Origin of the sequence: Pseudomonas sp. B15(2017), from assembly GCF_002113215.1 — a bacterium.
GTDB lineage: Bacteria > Pseudomonadota > Gammaproteobacteria > Pseudomonadales > Pseudomonadaceae > Aquipseudomonas.
The window spans coordinates 293,535-310,544 of the sequence record NZ_NEJZ01000001.1 but is presented as its reverse complement, the minus strand read 5'-3'; the positions used below and the strand labels follow the sequence as shown (position 1 = coordinate 310,544).

At 60.2% G+C, this 17,010-nt stretch carries 15 protein-coding genes; 10 read left to right on the top strand and 5 right to left on the bottom strand.

From position 1 onward, the window contains the following. Positions 1-8: 8 nt before the first annotated feature. Complete coding sequence (metG, locus tag CAF73_RS01380; RefSeq protein ID WP_085701704.1) at positions 9-2,060, bottom strand: methionine--tRNA ligase; 2,052 nt, start codon at positions 2,058-2,060, stop codon at positions 9-11. Positions 2,061-2,215: 155 nt separating this feature from the next. On the opposite strand from metG, the gene apbC reads away from it, so the two are divergent. Continuing rightward, positions 2,216-3,310: an iron-sulfur cluster carrier protein ApbC gene (apbC, locus tag CAF73_RS01375; protein ID WP_085699657.1), complete on the top strand. Its 1,095-nt coding sequence runs from the start codon at positions 2,216-2,218 to the stop codon at positions 3,308-3,310. 129 nt (positions 3,311-3,439) lie between these two features. Here the strand turns inward: apbC and CAF73_RS01370 are convergent, their stop codons facing one another. Continuing rightward, positions 3,440-4,198, bottom strand: a complete 759-nt coding sequence (locus CAF73_RS01370) for an SDR family oxidoreductase (RefSeq protein WP_085701703.1) — start codon at positions 4,196-4,198, stop codon at positions 3,440-3,442. A 162-nt stretch (positions 4,199-4,360) separates the two neighbouring features. Here CAF73_RS01370 and CAF73_RS01365 point away from each other — a divergent pair, with 162 nt between their 5' ends. The 4 genes from CAF73_RS01365 (at position 4,361) to groL (ending at position 7,883) form a co-directional block, all read left to right on the top strand. After that, entirely contained in the window at positions 4,361-5,092 is a 732-nt protein-coding gene (locus CAF73_RS01365) for a HugZ family protein (RefSeq protein WP_085699652.1), read from the top strand. A gap of 65 nt (positions 5,093-5,157) precedes the next feature. Further along, the gene (locus CAF73_RS01360) at positions 5,158-5,634 is read left to right on the top strand and encodes an FxsA family protein (RefSeq protein WP_085699650.1); all 477 of its coding nucleotides are present in this window, start codon (positions 5,158-5,160) and stop codon (positions 5,632-5,634) included. 258 nt (positions 5,635-5,892) lie between these two features. Next, positions 5,893-6,186, top strand: a complete 294-nt coding sequence (locus tag CAF73_RS01355; RefSeq protein WP_011335724.1) for a co-chaperone GroES — start codon at positions 5,893-5,895, stop codon at positions 6,184-6,186. A gap of 50 nt (positions 6,187-6,236) precedes the next feature. Then, positions 6,237-7,883 (top strand): chaperonin GroEL, encoded by a 1,647-nt coding sequence (gene groL / locus CAF73_RS01350; protein ID WP_085699648.1) that lies wholly within the window; start codon positions 6,237-6,239, stop codon positions 7,881-7,883. 73 nt (positions 7,884-7,956) lie between these two features. Here groL and CAF73_RS01345 read toward each other — a convergent pair whose 3' ends face one another. After that, positions 7,957-8,700, bottom strand: a complete 744-nt coding sequence (locus tag CAF73_RS01345; protein ID WP_085701702.1) for a phosphatase PAP2 family protein — start codon at positions 8,698-8,700, stop codon at positions 7,957-7,959. Positions 8,701-8,918: 218 nt separating this feature from the next. Here CAF73_RS01345 and colR point away from each other — a divergent pair, with 218 nt between their 5' ends. From colR to CAF73_RS01320, 5 genes are all read left to right on the top strand, one after another. Further along, complete coding sequence (colR, locus tag CAF73_RS01340; RefSeq protein ID WP_007953224.1) at positions 8,919-9,602, top strand: two-component system response regulator ColR; 684 nt, start codon at positions 8,919-8,921, stop codon at positions 9,600-9,602. Next, positions 9,592-10,866, top strand: a complete 1,275-nt coding sequence (locus CAF73_RS01335) for a HAMP domain-containing sensor histidine kinase (RefSeq protein WP_085701701.1) — start codon at positions 9,592-9,594, stop codon at positions 10,864-10,866. The genes colR and CAF73_RS01335 overlap by 11 nt, the downstream gene beginning before the upstream one ends. A gap of 164 nt (positions 10,867-11,030) precedes the next feature. After that, complete coding sequence (locus tag CAF73_RS01330) at positions 11,031-11,699, top strand: class I SAM-dependent methyltransferase (RefSeq protein WP_085699642.1); 669 nt, start codon at positions 11,031-11,033, stop codon at positions 11,697-11,699. A gap of 4 nt (positions 11,700-11,703) precedes the next feature. Continuing rightward, on the top strand, positions 11,704-12,417 hold the full coding sequence (locus CAF73_RS01325) for a lipopolysaccharide kinase InaA family protein (protein WP_085699640.1): 714 nt from the start codon (positions 11,704-11,706) through the stop codon (positions 12,415-12,417). A gap of 2 nt (positions 12,418-12,419) precedes the next feature. After that, entirely contained in the window at positions 12,420-12,647 is a 228-nt protein-coding gene (locus tag CAF73_RS01320) for a hypothetical protein (RefSeq protein ID WP_085701700.1), read from the top strand. Between the two features lie 64 nt (positions 12,648-12,711). On the opposite strand, the gene CAF73_RS01315 is transcribed toward CAF73_RS01320, so the two are convergent. Further along, positions 12,712-15,741 (bottom strand): multidrug efflux RND transporter permease subunit, encoded by a 3,030-nt coding sequence (locus tag CAF73_RS01315; protein WP_085701699.1) that lies wholly within the window; start codon positions 15,739-15,741, stop codon positions 12,712-12,714. 13 nt (positions 15,742-15,754) lie between these two features. Then, a complete protein-coding gene (locus CAF73_RS01310) occupies positions 15,755-16,903 on the bottom strand; it encodes an efflux RND transporter periplasmic adaptor subunit (RefSeq protein WP_085701698.1) in 1,149 nt (382 codons plus the stop codon). Positions 16,904-17,010 lie beyond the last annotated feature (107 nt).

Genomic DNA, 17,010 nt, shown 5'->3' with positions numbered 1-17,010 from the left:
GCAGAGCCTTACTTGATGCGCTGACCCGGCTTGGCGCCGCTGTCCGGGCTCAGCAGGTAGATTTCTTCACCGCCAGGGCCGGCCGCCATCACCATGCCTTCGGAAATGCCGAACTTCATTTTCCGTGGCTTGAGGTTGGCGATCATCATGGTCAGGCGACCGTCGAGTTTCGACGGATCCGGGTAAGCGCTCTTGATCCCGGAGAACACGTTGCGTTGCTCGTCACCGATATCCAGGGTCAGACGCAGCAGCTTGTCGGCGCCTTCAACGTGTTCGGCCTTGACGATCAGCGCCACACGCAGGTCGACGGCGGCGAAGGTGTCGAAGTCGATTTCCGGCGCCAGCGGATCCTTGGCCAGTTCGCCGTTGCCGGCAGGCGCGGCGGCGCCGGTGTCGGTCTGGCTGGCGGTCAGGTCTTCTTTCGAGGCGTCGGTCATGGCTTGCACTTTTACCGGGTCGATGCGGGTCATCAACGGCTTGAATTCGTTCAACTGGTGGTTGGCCAGCAGGGTGGTGTGGTCGTTCCAGGTCAGCGGGGCGACGTTGAGGAACGCCTCGGCATCGGCGGCCAGCACTGGCAACACCGGCTTGAGGAAGATCACCAGTTGGCGGAACAGGTTGATCGCGGTGGCGCAGACCGCCTGGACTTCATCCTGCTTGCCTTCCTGCTTGTTCAGCGACCATGGTGCCTTGTCGGCGATCCAGGCGTTGGCGCGGTCGGCCAAAGCCATGGTTTCGCGCATGGCACGGGCGAAGTCGCGGGCTTCATAGGCATCGGCGATGCTCGGCGCGGCGGCCAGGAACGCTTCAGTCAGTTCCGGTGCGGCGTTGTTGTCCACCAGCAGGCCGGCGTTGCCCTTCTGGATGAAACCGGCGCAACGGCTGGCGATGTTGACGACTTTGCCGACCAGGTCGGAATTGACCTTCTGCACGAAGTCTTCGAGGTTCAGGTCGAGGTCGTCCACGCCACGGCCCAGTTTGGCCGCGTAGTAGTAGCGCAAATACTCCGGCGACAGATGGTCCAGGTAGGTACGGGCCTTGATGAAGGTGCCGCGGGACTTGGACATCTTCTGACCGTTGACGGTCAGGTAGCCGTGAACGTTGATGCCGGTCGGCTTGCGGAAACCCGCGCCTTCGAGCATCGCCGGCCAGAACAGGGCGTGGAAGTTGACGATATCCTTGCCGATGAAGTGGTACAGCTCGGCGGTGGAGTCCTTGCCCCAGAACGCGTCGAAGTCCAGCTCCGGCGTACGGTTGCAGAGGTTCTTGAAGCTGGCCATGTAGCCGATCGGCGCGTCCAGCCACACGTAGAAATACTTGCCCGGCTCGCCGGGGATCTCGAAGCCGAAGTACGGCGCATCGCGGGAGATGTCCCACTGTTGCAGGCCGGCGTCCAGCCATTCGGCGATCTTGTTGGCCACGGCGTCCTGCAGGGTGCCGCTGCGGGTCCAGGCCTGCAGCATTTCCTGGAAGTCCGGCAGCTTGAAGAAGAAGTGCTGGGAATCCTTGAGCACCGGGGTGGCGCCGGAGATTGCCGACTTCGGATCCTTCAGGTCGGTCGGCGCGTAGGTCGCGCCGCATTTTTCGCAGTTGTCGCCGTACTGGTCTTCGGTGCCGCATTTCGGGCAGGTGCCCTTGATGAAGCGGTCGGCCAGGAACATTTTCTTTTCCGGGTCGAAATACTGGGTGATCGAACGTTGGGCGATGTGCCCGGCGTCACGCAGCTTCAGGTAGATCTGGCTCGACAGCTCACGGTTTTCTTCGGCGTGAGTGGAGTGGAAGTTGTCGAAGTCCACCAGGAAGTCGGCAAAGTCGGCGCTGTGTTCAGCCTGGACGTTGGCGATCAGTTGTTCCGGGGTGATGCCTTCCTTTTCCGCGCGCAGCATGATCGCCGAACCGTGGGCGTCGTCGGCGCAGACATAAATGCACTGATTGCCGCGATGCTTCTGGAAGCGCACCCACATATCGGTCTGGATGTATTCCAGCATATGGCCAAGGTGGATCGAACCGTTGGCGTAGGGCAGGGCGCTGGTGACGAGAATCTTGCGTGGTTCGGACATGTGGGGCTTCGCTACTTGATGAAACGGAGGTCGGCCACTATAAAGCGCCGGGAAAGATATTTCACCTCTGCAAATCGTTGCCGGACATGCCGTCCGGAGGACAGAAGGGGTAGGATACCCGCCATCTTTTCCCAGTCTTGTTATCGGAGTTGCCCATGAGCGCCGTCACTCGCGCAGCGGTGGAAGCCGTCCTCAGCCAATACACCGACCCTTATCTGAACCAGGATCCGGTCAGCGCCGGTTGCGTGCGCAACATCGAAATCACCGGCGATCGCGTCAGCGTGCAGCTGGAAATCGGTTATGCCGCCGGTCTGTTCAAGAGCGGCTGGGCGCAATTGCTGCAACTGGCCATCGAAAACCTCGACGGCGTGGTGACGGCTAAGGTCGAGGTCAACAGCGTGATCGCCGCGCACAAGGCCCAGGCGCAGATTCCGGGGCTGGCCAACGTCAAGAACGTAGTCGCCGTGGCGTCGGGCAAGGGCGGTGTGGGCAAGTCCACCACCGCCGCCAACCTGGCGCTGGCACTGGCCCGCGAAGGCGCGAAGGTCGGGATTCTCGACGCCGATATCTATGGCCCGAGCCAGGGCATCATGTTCGGCATTGCCGAGGGCACCCGCCCGCAGGTCAAGGATCAGAAGTGGTTCGTGCCGCTTCAGGCCCATGGTGTGGAAGTGATGTCGATGGCGTTCCTGACCGACGACAACACGCCAATGGTCTGGCGCGGGCCGATGGTCTCCGGCGCGCTGCTGCAACTGGTCACGCAAACGGCGTGGGGCGACCTGGATTATCTGGTGATCGACATGCCGCCAGGCACGGGCGACATCCAGCTGACCCTGGCGCAGAAAGTCCCGGTGGCCGGCGCCGTGATCGTCACCACCCCGCAGGATCTGGCGTTGCTCGATGCGCGCAAAGGCGTGGAGATGTTCCGCAAGGTCAACATTCCGGTGTTGGGTGTGGTGGAAAACATGGCCGTGCACATCTGCTCGAACTGCGGTCATGCCGAGCATCTGTTCGGTGAGGGCGGTGGCGAGAAGCTGGCGACCCAGTTCGGCGTCGAGCTGCTGGCCTCGTTGCCGCTGTCGATGCTGATCCGCGAACAGGCCGACGGCGGCAAACCGACGGTGATTTCCGAGCCGGACAGCCAGATCGCCATGGTCTATCAGGAGCTGGCCCGCCATGTCGGCGCGCGGATCGTGTTGCAGGAAGCTGCTTCGCCGGCGATGCCGAACATCACCATCAGCGACGATTGATTTTGCCGCGGCGCTAAAAAAACTGTGGGAGCGAGCTTGCTCGCGATAAGGCCATGACATTCACTATTGATGGTGACTGTTGTACCGCTATCGCGAGCAAGCTCGCTCCCACAGAGTTTGTGGCAGGGCTTAAATGCGCAACCCGCCATCCATCTCCAGAATCCGGCCGGTGTAGTAGTCGTTCTCGAAGATGTACGCCGCCGAGTGGGCGATCTCTTCCGGCTTGCCCATGCGCTTGAGCGGAATGCCCGAGGTCATTTTCTCCAGCGCTTCAGGCTTCATGCCCAGGGTCATCTCGGTTTCGATGAAGCCCGGTGCAATGCCGGCCACGCGAATGCCGTAGCGCGCCAGTTCCTTGGCCCAGGTCACGGTTGCCGCAGCGACGCCAGCCTTGGCGGCGGAGTAGTTGGTCTGGCCGACGTTGCCCGCGCGGGAGATCGACGAGATGTTGATGATCGCGCCGCTGTTTTTCAGCTCGACCATTTTCGCCGCCACTTCACGGGTGCAGAGGAACACGCCGGTCAGGTTGACGTCGATCACCGCCTGCCACTGGGCCAGGCTCATCTTGGTCATTTCGCCATCCTTGACCTTGAGCAACAGGCCGTCGCGCAGGATACCGGCGTTGTTGATCAGGCCGTGGATCGCGCCGAAGTCTTCGGCGACCCGGGCGACCATGTGCGTCACCTGCTCTTCGTTGGCGACGTTGCACAGGTAGCTGCGCGCCTCGACACCCTTGGCCTTGCAGGCCGCGACCGCGTCGTCGAGTTTTTCCTGGTTCAGGTCAACCAGCGCCAGCTTCGCACCCTTGCCCGCTAAATACTCGGCCATCGAGCGGCCCAAGCCTTGGCAACCGCCAGTGATAATGATTACTTTGTCGTTGAGTTGCATTCGCATGCCCCCGAGAGCAGGTCAGAGTGGTGTCCTTTAAAGAGCCTCTCGATCTGCGCCTGACATGGCCCGGCTGCACATGAGAACTGCCCCTGAGGCGACTGATACTTATCCGTGTCGCCTGTCCGTTTTTTCGACGGATTCTATTTAAGGAGTCATAAATTGAGCGTTGAAGCGGCTAAGAATGCCCGAGAATTGCTTCTCAAGGAATACCGTGGCGTGCTGTCGACCCACTCCAAATCAATGCCCGGTTTTCCGTTTGGCTCGGTGGTTCCTTATTGCCTGGACGAGCAGGGCCGGCCGCTGATCCTGATCAGCCGCATCGCCCAGCACACCCACAACCTGCAGAAAGACCCGAAATGTTCGCTGCTGGTGGGGGAGCGCGAGGCTGACGATGTGCAGGCCGTTGGTCGCCTGACCTATCTGGCCGAAGCAGAAAAACTCGAAGACGCGGCCGCCATCGAGGCTGCCGCCGAGCGCTACTACCGTTATTTCCCCGATTCGCGGAATTACCACAAGGCTCACGATTTCGATTTCTGGGTGCTCAAACCCGTGCGCCATCGCTACATCGGCGGTTTCGGCGCGATCCACTGGGTCGATCACCTGACCCTGGCCAACCCCTTCGCCGGCAAGGCCGAAATCAGCATGGTCGAGCACATGAACAGCGACCACGCCAAGGCCATCGCTCATTACGTCGACTTGGCAGGGCTGCCGAAAACGGAACCGGCGCAAATGGCTGGTATCGACACCGAAGGCATGCACCTGCGCATTGGTCAGGCGCTGTACTGGCTGCCGTTTCAAGCGCCTTGTCATACGCCGATACAAGTGCGCGAGGCCTTGGTTTCTCTGGCTCACGCCGAGGTCTGGCCAAAAAATGCCGTGGCCGATGCTTGAATTCACGAAAGGGCGACGTCATCTAAGGCTTACTGCAAGGCATTTCTTGCGTTGAGGAAACTTTGATGCGCCCTTTTTTGTTGCTCTTTCTGCTGTTCCCGGTGTTGGAGCTGTTCGTATTCGTCAAAGTGGCAGGATCGATCGGATTTTTCCCGGCCCTGCTGCTGATTATTCTCGGCTCGATGTTCGGCGTGTTCGTGCTGCGCATCGCCGGGCTGGCTACCGCACTGCGTGCCCGTGAAAGCCTGAACCGCGGCGAACTGCCTGCGCAAACCATGCTCGAAGGCCTGATGCTGGCCCTGGCCGGTGGTCTGCTGATCCTGCCGGGCTTCATCAGCGACGTGTTCGGTCTGGTGCTGCTGTTGCCGTTCAGTCGTCGACTGGTCGCCAACAAAATGCGCCAGCGCGCCGAAGAGCAGGCCATGCGCCAGCGGGCGTTCGCCGATGACCTGCAACCTCGCGGCGGTCCGGCACCGCGCCAGCCTCTCGGCCGCGAAGGCGATGTGATCGAAGGCGAATTCGAACACCGCGACACCAAGTAACTTCTGTATCGACACGGCACCTTCGGGTGCCGTGTTCGTTTGCGGGGCGAGTTCATGCAGCCGCGTGAAAATTTTTTGACCCCCGCCCTTGTAATAAGCTTCTGCGCCCTTATGTATCGGTCACCGAAAGGTTCCGACATTTTGAGTCGGACAGACTTCCGCGGTTCGCTCGACGAGCCGCAACCGGCGCAGGCCGGATTCGTTAAACCCGCCGGGACTACACCGGCCGATGAAAACCACAATTAGGAGAGATCGACAATGAAGCTTCGTCCTCTGCATGACCGCGTCGTTATCCGTCGCAGCGAAGAAGAAAAGAAAACCGCTGGCGGTATCGTCCTGCCAGGTTCGGCTGCTGAAAAAGCCAACCACGGTGAGATTCTGGCTGTAGGCCCGGGTAAAGCACTGGAAAGCGGTGAAGTGCGTGCACTGTCCGTGAAAGTGGGCGACAAGGTTGTGTTCGGTCCGTACTCCGGCAGCAACACTGTGAAAGTCGACGGCGAAGACCTGCTGGTAATGAGCGAGAACGAAATCCTCGCCGTTATCGAAGGCTGATAACCCCGTTCATTTTCCCGCTACTACAAAGTATTTAAGGAATATCGATCATGGCTGCTAAAGAAGTTAAATTCGGCGATTCCGCCCGCAAGAAAATGCTGGTTGGCGTAAACGTACTGGCTGACGCGGTAAAAGCGACCCTGGGCCCGAAAGGCCGTAACGTAATCCTTGAGAAGAGCTTCGGCGCTCCGACCATCACCAAGGACGGCGTTTCCGTCGCCAAGGAAATCGAACTCGAAGACCGTTTCGAAAACATGGGCGCGCAGCTGGTCAAAGACGTTGCCTCCCGTGCCAACGATGACGCTGGTGACGGTACTACCACCGCTACCGTTCTGGCTCAGTCGATCGTCAACGAAGGCCTGAAAGCCGTTGCTGCCGGCATGAACCCGATGGACCTGAAGCGCGGTATCGACAAAGCGACCATCGCTGTCGTTGCCGAGCTGAAGAAGCTGTCCGCGCCATGCACCGACACCAAAGCGATCGCTCAAGTTGGCACCATCTCCGCCAACTCCGACAACTCCATCGGCGACATCATTGCCGAAGCCATGGAAAAAGTCGGTAAAGAAGGCGTGATCACCGTTGAAGAAGGCTCGGGCCTGGAAAACGAACTGTCGGTTGTAGAAGGCATGCAGTTCGACCGTGGCTACCTGTCCCCGTACTTCGTCAACAAGCCGGACACCATGGTCGCCGAGCTCGACGGCCCGCTGATCCTGCTGGTCGACAAAAAGATCTCGAACATCCGCGAAATGCTGCCAGTACTGGAAGCCGTTGCCAAAGCCGGCCGTCCACTGCTGATCGTTGCCGAAGACGTTGAAGGCGAAGCCCTGGCGACTCTGGTCGTGAACAACATGCGTGGCATCGTTAAAGTCGCAGCCGTCAAGGCTCCGGGCTTCGGCGACCGTCGCAAGGCCATGCTGCAGGACATCGCCGTTCTGACCGGCGGTACCGTGATCTCCGAAGAGATCGGCCTGAGCCTGGAAAGCACCACTCTGGAACATCTGGGTAGCGCCAAGCGCGTGACCCTGTCCAAGGAAAACACCACAGTTGTCGATGGCGCTGGCAACCAGGGCGACATCGAAGCCCGTATCGCCCAGATCCGTGCTCAAGTGGCCGAGACTTCCTCGGACTACGACCGTGAAAAACTGCAAGAGCGTCTGGCCAAGCTGTCCGGCGGCGTTGCAGTGATCAAGGTTGGCGCCGGTTCCGAAGTTGAAATGAAAGAGAAGAAAGCCCGCGTTGAAGACGCCCTGCACGCTACCCGTGCAGCCGTTGAAGAAGGCGTGGTGCCTGGCGGTGGCGTTGCGCTGATCCGCGCTCTGAACGCGATCATCAACCTGAAAGGCGACAACGCTGACCAGGACGTAGGTATCGCTGTTCTGCGTCGCGCTGTTGAAGCACCGCTGCGTCAGATCGCTGCCAACAGCGGCGACGAGCCAAGCGTTGTGGTCAACGAAGTCAAGAACGGCAAAGGTAACTTCGGTTACAACGCTGCGAGTGGCGAATACGGCGACATGATCGAAATGGGCATCCTGGACCCAACCAAGGTCACCCGTTCGGCACTGCAAGCTGCATCGTCGATTGGCGGTCTGATCCTGACCACCGAAGCTGCTGTTGCTGACGCACCGAAGAAAGAAGGTGCGGTAGGCGGCGGTATGCCGGACATGGGCGGCATGGGTGGCATGGGCGGCATGATGTAAGCCAGCCTTACCCAGTAACGAAAAACCCCGTCTGCGAGAGCAGACGGGTTTTTTTTTGCCCGCGTTTCAGGGTTCAGGCGTTGACTGGACGGGCCCGCGTGTTGGTTTCAGCCCTGGCTGCCGGGCGATACAGAACCCAGTAATACGAGCCCAGACAGATCAGCCAGCAGAAGATCGCCGTCCACACGTTATGAGAAAAGAAGTGCGCGCCCTGCATCATCCGGCTGATCGAAAACACCGAACCCAGCGCAAAGGCGAAGATGAATGCCTGACGAGCCAGTCGCGGGCGACGGTCGCGCAGCACGAAGAACAACGCAAACAGGGTGAAGCCCGTGGCCGCATGACCACCCGGCCAGCAACGACCAGGCTTGTCGGTAGGCGGGCGATGATCCAGCAGCTTGCTGTAGGTTTCGTGGCCGCCGAACTGTTCGAGGCTCCATGGGCATTGCACCGCTGTCACCGCCTTCACTGGCGTGACAAACGAGGTGGCCAGACCCAGCGACAACACCAGACAGCCCAGCTCACGCTTGAACGGTTTGAGCCGCTCGATGAAAAACGCGCCGATGAACCCGACGATGGCAAACACCGAAAAGGCGATCACCACTTGTTTGGCGCGGTCATGAAGGATGTCTTCGAGAAAAAAACTGTGGCGGCCGATGAAGTCGCCCGCGACCGGGTCGTAAAACAGTCGGGCCAGATCCATGTCCAGGTCGGTCAGTTCCAGCAACACCAGAATGACCGCCGCGACGGCGGGAATGCCCAGGCAAAGCCCTAAATTCAAAGGCCTTGAAGCAGGGCGGGCAGAAATCGAAACCATGGCAATTCCTTCATCGGTAAGGTCTTCAGAGAAGCACAACCGTGTGAGTCTGCGCCCGGTTCTGTCGGCGATTTGTCGGTCGCTCGTGAAAAACTCGTAAAGTCCGGCCATGCGTGCAATTAACTCAAATCAATCTACCCGGCGCCTAGCCGTGAGCCACACTTGGCCGTAAGCTGCGCGGGCCAAGACGGCCGCTACCGTGTACGGAGGAGGTGCCCATGCGAATTCTATTGGTCGAAGACAACCGCGATATCCTGGCCAATCTGGCCGATTACCTGGGGCTCAAAGGCTATACCGTCGATTGCGCCCAGGACGGTCTGTCGGGCCTGCATCTGGCGGCCACCGAGCATTACGATCTGATCGTGCTCGACATCATGCTGCCGGGCATCGACGGCTACACCCTGTGCAAGCGCCTGCGCGAGGACGCCCGTCGCGATACGCCGGTGATCATGCTCACCGCTCGCGATCAGCTCGATGATCGCTTGCAGGGCTTCAAGTCCGGGGCCGACGATTATCTGGTCAAGCCGTTCGCGCTGTCGGAACTGGCAGCCCGGGTCGAAGCCGTGATGCGCCGTACCCAGGGCGGCGGCCGGCGTGCCCTGCAGGTCGGTGATCTGAGTTACGACCTCGATACCCTTGAAGTGACCCGCGAAGGCAAATTGCTCAAGCTCAATCCGGTTGGCCTCAAGCTGTTGGCGGTGCTGATGCAGAAGAGCCCGCATGTCCTGCGCCGGGAAATTCTCGAGGAAGCGCTGTGGGGCGATGACTGCCCGGACAGCGACAGCCTGCGCAGCCATGTTCACCAATTGCGTCAGGTCATCGACAAACCATTCGCCAAACCATTGCTGCACACCGTGCACGGCGTGGGTTACCGCCTGGCCGAGGGCCGCGATGGAGTTTAAGCAAAGCCTTGCCCAGCGGATCATCATCGCCTTTGCATTGATGAGCGCGCTGGTGGCCGGAGCGTTTGCGATGGGCATCGTCGCGACCGTACACCTGGTCGAGGAAAAACTGATTTCCGCCGGGCTGGGCGGGGACCTGCAACGCCTGCTGCTGATGGACAACGTCTCGGACTGGAGCCACCGGCCGGAGCCGGATCAACTGTTCTACTTCAGCGGCGGGCCGGGCGACTTCGAGCTGCCCAAGGACCTGCGGCACCTGGATTCGGGTTTCCATGAAGTCTTTCGCGAGCAGCTGTCGTATCACGCGATGGTCGAGGTGGTCGATGGTCGCCGCTATGTGCTGCTGCAGGATCAAAGCGATTTCGAAGAGCGCGAGCGCGTGCTGTTCGCCGTGGTGCTGGTGGGCTTCGTACTCAGTCTGGCGCTGGCGGTGTTCCTCGGCTGGGTGCTGGCGCGCAAGGTGATGGCGCCGGTGGTACGGCTGGCGCGCCAGGTGCGCCATCGCGACCAGTTGCTCGGGCTGGCCCCTCCGCTGGCGCCGGATTACGCGGCAGACGAGGTGGGCGAACTGGCGGTGGCATTCGATGCTACCCTCGGGCGCCTGCGTCAGGCACTGACGCGAGAGCGCTTGTTTACCAGCGACGTCAGCCACGAGTTGCGCACACCGCTGATGGTATTGGCCAGTTCCTGTGAACTGCTGCTGGAAAACCCGGGTATCGATCAGCGCGGCAAGGCTCAGGTCCAGCGCATTGCGCGTGCCAGTGAGGAAATGCGTGAGCTGGTGCAGACCTTCCTGATGCTCGCCCGTGCCCAGCGCGAAGACGCGGGTGCCGCCCCCCGGCACACCCTCGCGCAAGTGGCCGACAGCTTGCTTTGTCTGTGGCGCGAGCCCATCGAATCCAAGGGCTTGCAGCTGATTTTCGAGCCGGGCAATCCGCCCGGCACCTGCTACAACGCGACGCTACTCAATGCCGTGATGGGCAACCTGCTGCGCAACGCCTTGCACTACACCGAGCAGGGTTTCATTCGCCTGACGCTCAACGAAAACGGTTTCGTGGTCGAGGATTCGGGCGTAGGCATTCCCGAGGAAAAACGCGAGGCGATGTTCCAGCCCTTTGTACGCGGCAACGAAAAACGCGGCGAAGGATTGGGGTTGGGTCTGTCACTGGTTCAACGCATCTGCGAGAACCAGGGCTGGAGTGTCACGTTAAGCACGATGGAGCCCAATGGCTGCCGGTTCGAGGTCGTTCTGGGCAAGCAGTGAGGATCAATCAATTGATGGGGGGGGACTCCCGCCAACCTGTCTGATTCCTGTATAACCTTGAAATAGTTTGCCGATTTACATGACGTTTTTTTCACAAAGGGATGACCTGACGCTGACACGCCGCTGCTTAAGGTGGCGTCATCAGTAATTCAGGAGTCCTGGTGATGGCCGGCCCGATCAAACTCGATTTTTCCGAAAAGTACGACGACAACCATGCGCAGAGATATCTGCGCAAACACCAGGAAGGTCTGGGGCGTCGTTTGTCCAATTGGCGGGATCAGCAGTTGGCCCGCAAGGCGTTGACCCTCGTGGGTGAGCCGGGACTGGTGCTGGACTTGCCCTGCGGTGCAGGACGTTTCTGGCCATTGTTGGCGGAAAAACCCAACCGGGTGATCATCGGGGCGGACAACTCCGAGTCGATGATCAAGACCGCCATGCAGGCCCAGCCGGCGGATGTGGTGAAACGGGTACAACCCTTGCACACATCTGCGTTCGACATTGCCTTGCCTGATAACGCCGTCGACAGCATTTTCTGCATGCGACTGTTGCATCACATTGGCGAAGCCGAGCACCGCCGGACGATTCTGCGCGAGTTCGAGCGTGTCACCCGGGACAGCGTGATCATTTCGCTGTGGGTGGACGGCAATTTCAAGGCCTGGAAACGCAAGCGCGCCGAGCGCAAGCGTGGGCAAAAGGGTTACCAGAACCGGTTTGTGTTACCGGCCGCAACAGTTGAAAAGGAATTCGAAGAAGCAGGATTCCGGATCCAGGAACAACTGGACTTTATTCCGCTCTATGCCATGTGGCGAGTCTACGTATTACGCAAGAGGTAAGAGGATGGCAGTGCAATTTGCAGCAGAAACGGAAGTCGCTCCCGAGGATCGCTTCGACTACTACTGGAACCAGCGTGGCGAATGGGTCGAGGAACCCAATGTGCGCCGTGGGGGCGAAAGTGGTGTGCAGCGTGTGGTGGGACGCGATGGTCAACTGCTGTATGCCAAGCGTCAGACAGGCCATATCTATCGCAGTTGGCTGCACCCGTTCGGACGTCCGACCGTATTGCGCGAGCTCGATGCGCTGACCGGGGTCTCCCGTCTCGGCGTCCGGGTACCCGAAATCGTGTTCTGCGGTGCCCAGCCAGACCCCAAATTCAAATGGCGTGCGCTGTTGGTAACCAAATCCCTCGACGGCTTTCAGGAGCTTGAGCAATGGGAGGCCGGCGGCGGTCGTGAGCAATATGGCGAAGCCGTCTATGAGCGCGTGCTCAAGGACCTCGCCGAAAACCTGGCGCGCATGCACAAGGGCCGTTGGCAGCACAGCTGCATCTACATCAAGCACGTATTTGTGCGGGTGACCGGCGAAGGTGATTCAGCCAAGGTCGAAGTCGCCCTGATCGATCTGGAAAAATGCCGTCAGCGTCTGACCGCTTACCGCGCGGCTGCCCATGACATGAAGCAATTGCGCCGCCACTCGTCGTTCAGCGCAACGGACTGGAAAAAACTCGTCTACTTTTATGAGACGGCGTTTGGCAGCGCTATCAAAGGTTTATAGCGATGAAACTAGAAATTGCACGAGGTTTGTTTCTGGTAGGAGCCTTGGCAGTTGCGTCATTGGCGGTGGCGGCCTGGGAACAGCCACGCATGCAGGTGATCGGCGCCTCGGCGAGCGATCCCCATTGCCCGATGCCACGGGTGGCGAAAGCCTCCGTGGCCACGCAGCCGGATCATGATCTGTTGCTGTTCATGTTCGGACTTTCTCAAGGGATGAGGCCGCAGAGTTGAATCGATTGAAATCTCTTTCTACAAGAGCCAAAGGCCTCGCTGATGCGAGGCCTTTTTTATTGCGTCACGCCTTGGGATCGGGTTTCGCCAGCACGGTGTAAACGCACGGTAGAACAAACAGCGTGAACAGCGTCCCGATCGACATCCCGGTCGCGATCACGGTACCGATGTCGAAACGGCTGACCGCACCGGCGCCGGTGGCCAGGATCAGCGGCACCATGCCGAACACCATCGCCGCGGTCGTCATCAAGACCGGGCGCAGACGAATCGCCGCCGCTTCCTCCACCGCCTCGCGGGGTGTCAGGCCCTTCTCCTTGCGCAACTGGTTGGCGAACTCGACGATCAGGATCCCGTGCTTGCTGATCAGCCCGATCAGCGTCACCAGCCCGACCTGAGTGTAGATGTTCATGCTCGACCAGCCGAGGAACAACGGAATCAGTGCCCCGCAGATCGACAACGGCACGGTCACCAGAATCACCAGCGGGTCGCGGAAGCTTTCGAACTGCGCCGCCAGCACCAGGAAAATGATCGCCAGGGCCAGGGCAAAAGTTACCCACAGCGCACTACCTTCCTGGACGAACTGCCGGGAGGCGCCGCCGTAATCGAAAGCAAAACCGGCCGGGGCTTCTTCCCGGGCGATCTGCAACACGCTGTCGATGGCTTCGCCCATGCTCACCAGCGGGAAACCGGACAGTTTCGCCGCGTTGAGTTGCTGGAACTGGTTGAGCTGTCGCGGTCGTGCGCGGTCGGTCACGGTGATCAGGGTCGACAGCGGAAGCAACTCGCCCTGGGTATTTTTCACGTAGTAATTGTTCAGCCAGTCCGGGTTGTCGCGGTAGGCCCGCTCGACCTGGGCGATGACCTTGTAGCTGCGGCCTTCGATGGTGAACCGGTTGATCTCGGCTTCGCCCAGCAGAGTGGCGAGGGTGCCGCCCAGATCCTGCATCGACACGCCCATCTGCGCCGCCTTGGCGCGGTCGATGTCGACCACCACTTCGGGTTTGTCGAAAGCCAGATCGAGGTCAACGAAGGCGAACTTGCCCGACGCCATGACGCGTTTCTTGATCCGGTCAGCCACTTGCAGCAACAGCTCGTAGTCGTTGGCGGTGTTGATCACGAACTCGAACGGCAGGCCTTCGCCGGTGCCGGGCAGGGATGGCAGGTTAAAACCAAAGATCTGCAGGCCGGGAATGCCCTCGAGTTTGCCCTGTACTTCCGGGAGGATTTCCATTTGTGTGCGACTGCGCTCGTTCCACGGTTTGAGCAGGAAACCGCCGATGCCGGTCTGCACGCCGTTATAGCCGTTGATCTGGAACGATGAGTAGTACTCCGGAAACTCCTTGAAGATCTTGATGAACTCGTCGGTGTAGGTGTTCAGGTAATCGAGGTTGGTCGGCTGCGGGGCGTTGGCCATCATGAAAATGATGCCCTGGTCTTCGTCCGGTGCCAGTTCCGACTTGGTGAACTTGAGCAGCACCGGAATCAGGCACAGCACGATCACCGCGAACACCAGCACCACCGGCCGGGTGTTGAGTGTGCCGTGCAGCATGCTTTGATAGCGGCGCTTGAGGCTGTCGAAAATCCGGTCCAGTCGATGGGCCAGGCCCGTGGGGTTTTCATCGTGGCGCAACAGCACGGCGCACATCATCGGTGACAGAGTCAGGGCGACGATCCCGGAAATCACCACTGCCCCGACCAGTGTCAGCGCAAACTCCTTGAACAGCGCTCCGGTCAGCCCGGTCAGGAAGCCGATCGGTGCGTACACCGCCGCCAGGGTGATGGTCATCGACACCACCGGCATGGCGATTTCCCGAGCGCCCTCGAGCGCGGCGTCCAGCGGTGTCTTGCCTTCCTCGATATGCCGGTGAATGTTTTCCACCACCACAATCGCGTCGTCCACCACCAGCCCGATGGCCAGCACCATTGCCAGCAGGGTCAGCAGGTTCATCGAATAGCCCATCATCTGCATGAAGAACATCACGCCGATCATCGACAGCGGAATGGTCACTACCGGAATGACCACCGAGCGCAGGGCGCCGAGGAACAGGAATACCACCACGATCACGATCAGCACCGCCTCGAACAGGGTTTTCACCACTTCGTCGATGGAGGCCTGGATGAACAGCGTGGCATCGTAGGCGATCTCGCTCTTGAGGTTGGGCGGCAACTGGGCCTCCAGCTCCGGCATGATCTTGCGCACTTCCTTGATCACATCCAGCGGGTTGGCCCCGGGCGTGGCCTTGATCCCGATATACACCGAAGGTGTTCCGCCGAACGAACTGATCGAGTTGTAGTTTTCCGCGCCCATCTCGACCCGTGCCACATCGCTGAGCAACACCCGACTGTCGCCACTGACCTTGAGCGGGATCTTGCCGAAGGCTTCGGCGGACTTCAGTTCAGTGTTGGCATTGATGCTGGTGACCACGTACTCGCCTTTCACTTCGCCGGCGGCGGAGAGGAAGTTATACTGGCGCACCGCGTTGGTCACGTCGCTGGCGCTGAGGCCGAAACCGGCGAGTTTCACCGGATCGATCCACAGGCGCATGGCGAACACCTGGTTGCCGAGAATCTCCGCCTCGGCCATGCCCGGTAAGGTCGCCAGCTTCGGCTGGATCACCCGCGACAGATAGTCGGTGATCTGCGGGTTGTTCAGTTCCTTGCTGAAGAAGCTGATGTACATCAGCGCCGAGGCGTCGGCGGCTTCCTTGCTCAGTACCGGGTCTTCGGCGTCCTGAGGCAGTTTGTTCTTCACCTCGTTGGCCTTGGCCAGCAGTTCGGTGAACAAGCGGTCGCTGTTGGAGCCGATGCGCGCGTAGATCGAAATCACCGAGAAGTTCTGACGACTGACCGAGGTCATGTAGTCGATGCCCTCGGCGCTGGCCAGACTCTGTTGCATCGGCTGGGTGATGTAGCCCTGGATGGTTTCGGCGTTGGCCCCGGGGTACGCGGTGGTCACCGTGATCAGGGCGTTTTCCATTTGCGGGTACTGACGCAGCGGCAGTTTGCTCCAGGCCTGGAAGCCCAGCAGCACAATCAGCAGGCTGACCACGGTGGCGAGCACCGGGCGGCGGATGAACGGATCGGTAAAAGCCATTGGGTTTCCTTGATCAGTCGGCGCGGGGCGGACTGTTCTGCTCGCCGAGGGTCTTGTCGTCGCTGATGGCAATGTGGGCGCCGTTGTCCAGTTTGATCTGGCCGGCCGTCACCACCTGTTCGCCGCTCTGCACGCCCTTGTTGATCACTACCTGGCCATCGCGGCGTTCGCCGGTCTCGACGAACCGACGCTCGGCGATCAGTACCGGTTGGCCCTTGTCGTCCTTTTCGACGGTGCCGTCTTCGGCTTTCTTCTGGGTGACCACGTACGTCGAATTGCCGTAGAGGGTGTAGGTGATCGCGCTTTCCGGGACCACGATGTGTTTCTGCGGATCCGGCAGCAGCACCTCGACGCTGGTGAACATGCCCGGCAGCAACTTGCCGTCGGGGTTGGCCAGGGTGGCGCGCACCAGGATATTGCGGGTGGTGCTTTCGACGATCGGGTTGATGGCGCTGATGGCGCCGGTGAAATTCTGGCCGGGATAGGCCGCGACCGTGATCTGCACCGGCTGACCGATGGCCAGTTTCGGTACCGACTGTTCGGGTACATAGAAGTCGGCGTAGAGGCTGCTCAGATCCTGCAGGGTAGCGATCTTGGTGCCGCTGGCGAGGTAGTCGCCGATATCGACGAGGCGGATGCCGATGGTGCCGCTGAAGGGCGCGACGATGCGTTTTTTGGCCAGCGCCGCATTGAGTTGATTGACCGTGGCCTTGTTCTTTTGCAACTGCGCCGAGAGCCGGTCGAATTCGCCTTTGGAGATGGCGCTGCTGCCGACGAGCTGGCTGCCGCGACCGTAATCCAGCTGCGCGAGACCGAGATCGGCCTTGGCGGTTTCGAGGAAGGCGGCTTCGACGGCGCTGTCCAGTTGCAGTAATGGTTGGCCGGCCTTGACCTTCTGCCCCGATTCGAATTTCAGCTCGGTGACGGTGCCGGCGTTCTCCAGACTCAGGTCGACGCCTTGCAGCGCCTTCAGCGTGCCGACGGTGGGCAAGCGCATTTGCCACGGGCGCTCGACGGCCGTGGCCACGGCGACGCTGATCGGCGGTTTCGGTTTGGCAAAGCCCTGGATCATCGTGTAGATCGAGAAGGCCTTGTAACCGGCGAGTAGCAGAACGATCAGCAGTACAACACCCAACATGATCAGCATGCGGCGACGCAGCATATTCCAGTTCCTTGGAGAAAATCAGGTGAGACAGGCGGGCACATTACCCTGAGTCCGGCAGGGATTCCAACTGCCAGTTTTTATCGGGTATCAGGGAGGAAGGTGGA

What these genes read in the sequence shown, in the direction of transcription:
- CAF73_RS01330 (WP_085699642.1), top strand. Translation starts at nt 11,031, where the DNA reads ATGGCCGGCCCGATCAAACTCGATTTTTCCGAAAAGTACGACGACAAC.
- CAF73_RS01325 (WP_085699640.1), top strand. Translation starts at nt 11,704, where the DNA reads ATGGCAGTGCAATTTGCAGCAGAAACGGAAGTCGCTCCCGAGGATCGC.
- CAF73_RS01310 (WP_085701698.1), bottom strand. Translation starts at nt 16,903, where the DNA reads ATGCTGCGTCGCCGCATGCTGATCATGTTGGGTGTTGTACTGCTGATC.
- CAF73_RS01370 (WP_085701703.1), bottom strand. Translation starts at nt 4,198, where the DNA reads ATGCAACTCAACGACAAAGTAATCATTATCACTGGCGGTTGCCAAGGC.
- CAF73_RS01345 (WP_085701702.1), bottom strand. Translation starts at nt 8,700, where the DNA reads ATGGTTTCGATTTCTGCCCGCCCTGCTTCAAGGCCTTTGAATTTAGGG.
- colR (WP_007953224.1), top strand. Translation starts at nt 8,919, where the DNA reads ATGCGAATTCTATTGGTCGAAGACAACCGCGATATCCTGGCCAATCTG.
- metG (WP_085701704.1), bottom strand. Translation starts at nt 2,060, where the DNA reads ATGTCCGAACCACGCAAGATTCTCGTCACCAGCGCCCTGCCCTACGCC.
- groL (WP_085699648.1), top strand. Translation starts at nt 6,237, where the DNA reads ATGGCTGCTAAAGAAGTTAAATTCGGCGATTCCGCCCGCAAGAAAATG.
- CAF73_RS01355 (WP_011335724.1), top strand. Translation starts at nt 5,893, where the DNA reads ATGAAGCTTCGTCCTCTGCATGACCGCGTCGTTATCCGTCGCAGCGAA.
- CAF73_RS01320 (WP_085701700.1), top strand. Translation starts at nt 12,420, where the DNA reads ATGAAACTAGAAATTGCACGAGGTTTGTTTCTGGTAGGAGCCTTGGCA.
- CAF73_RS01360 (WP_085699650.1), top strand. Translation starts at nt 5,158, where the DNA reads ATGCGCCCTTTTTTGTTGCTCTTTCTGCTGTTCCCGGTGTTGGAGCTG.
- apbC (WP_085699657.1), top strand. Translation starts at nt 2,216, where the DNA reads ATGAGCGCCGTCACTCGCGCAGCGGTGGAAGCCGTCCTCAGCCAATAC.
- CAF73_RS01335 (WP_085701701.1), top strand. Translation starts at nt 9,592, where the DNA reads ATGGAGTTTAAGCAAAGCCTTGCCCAGCGGATCATCATCGCCTTTGCA.
- CAF73_RS01315 (WP_085701699.1), bottom strand. Translation starts at nt 15,741, where the DNA reads ATGGCTTTTACCGATCCGTTCATCCGCCGCCCGGTGCTCGCCACCGTG.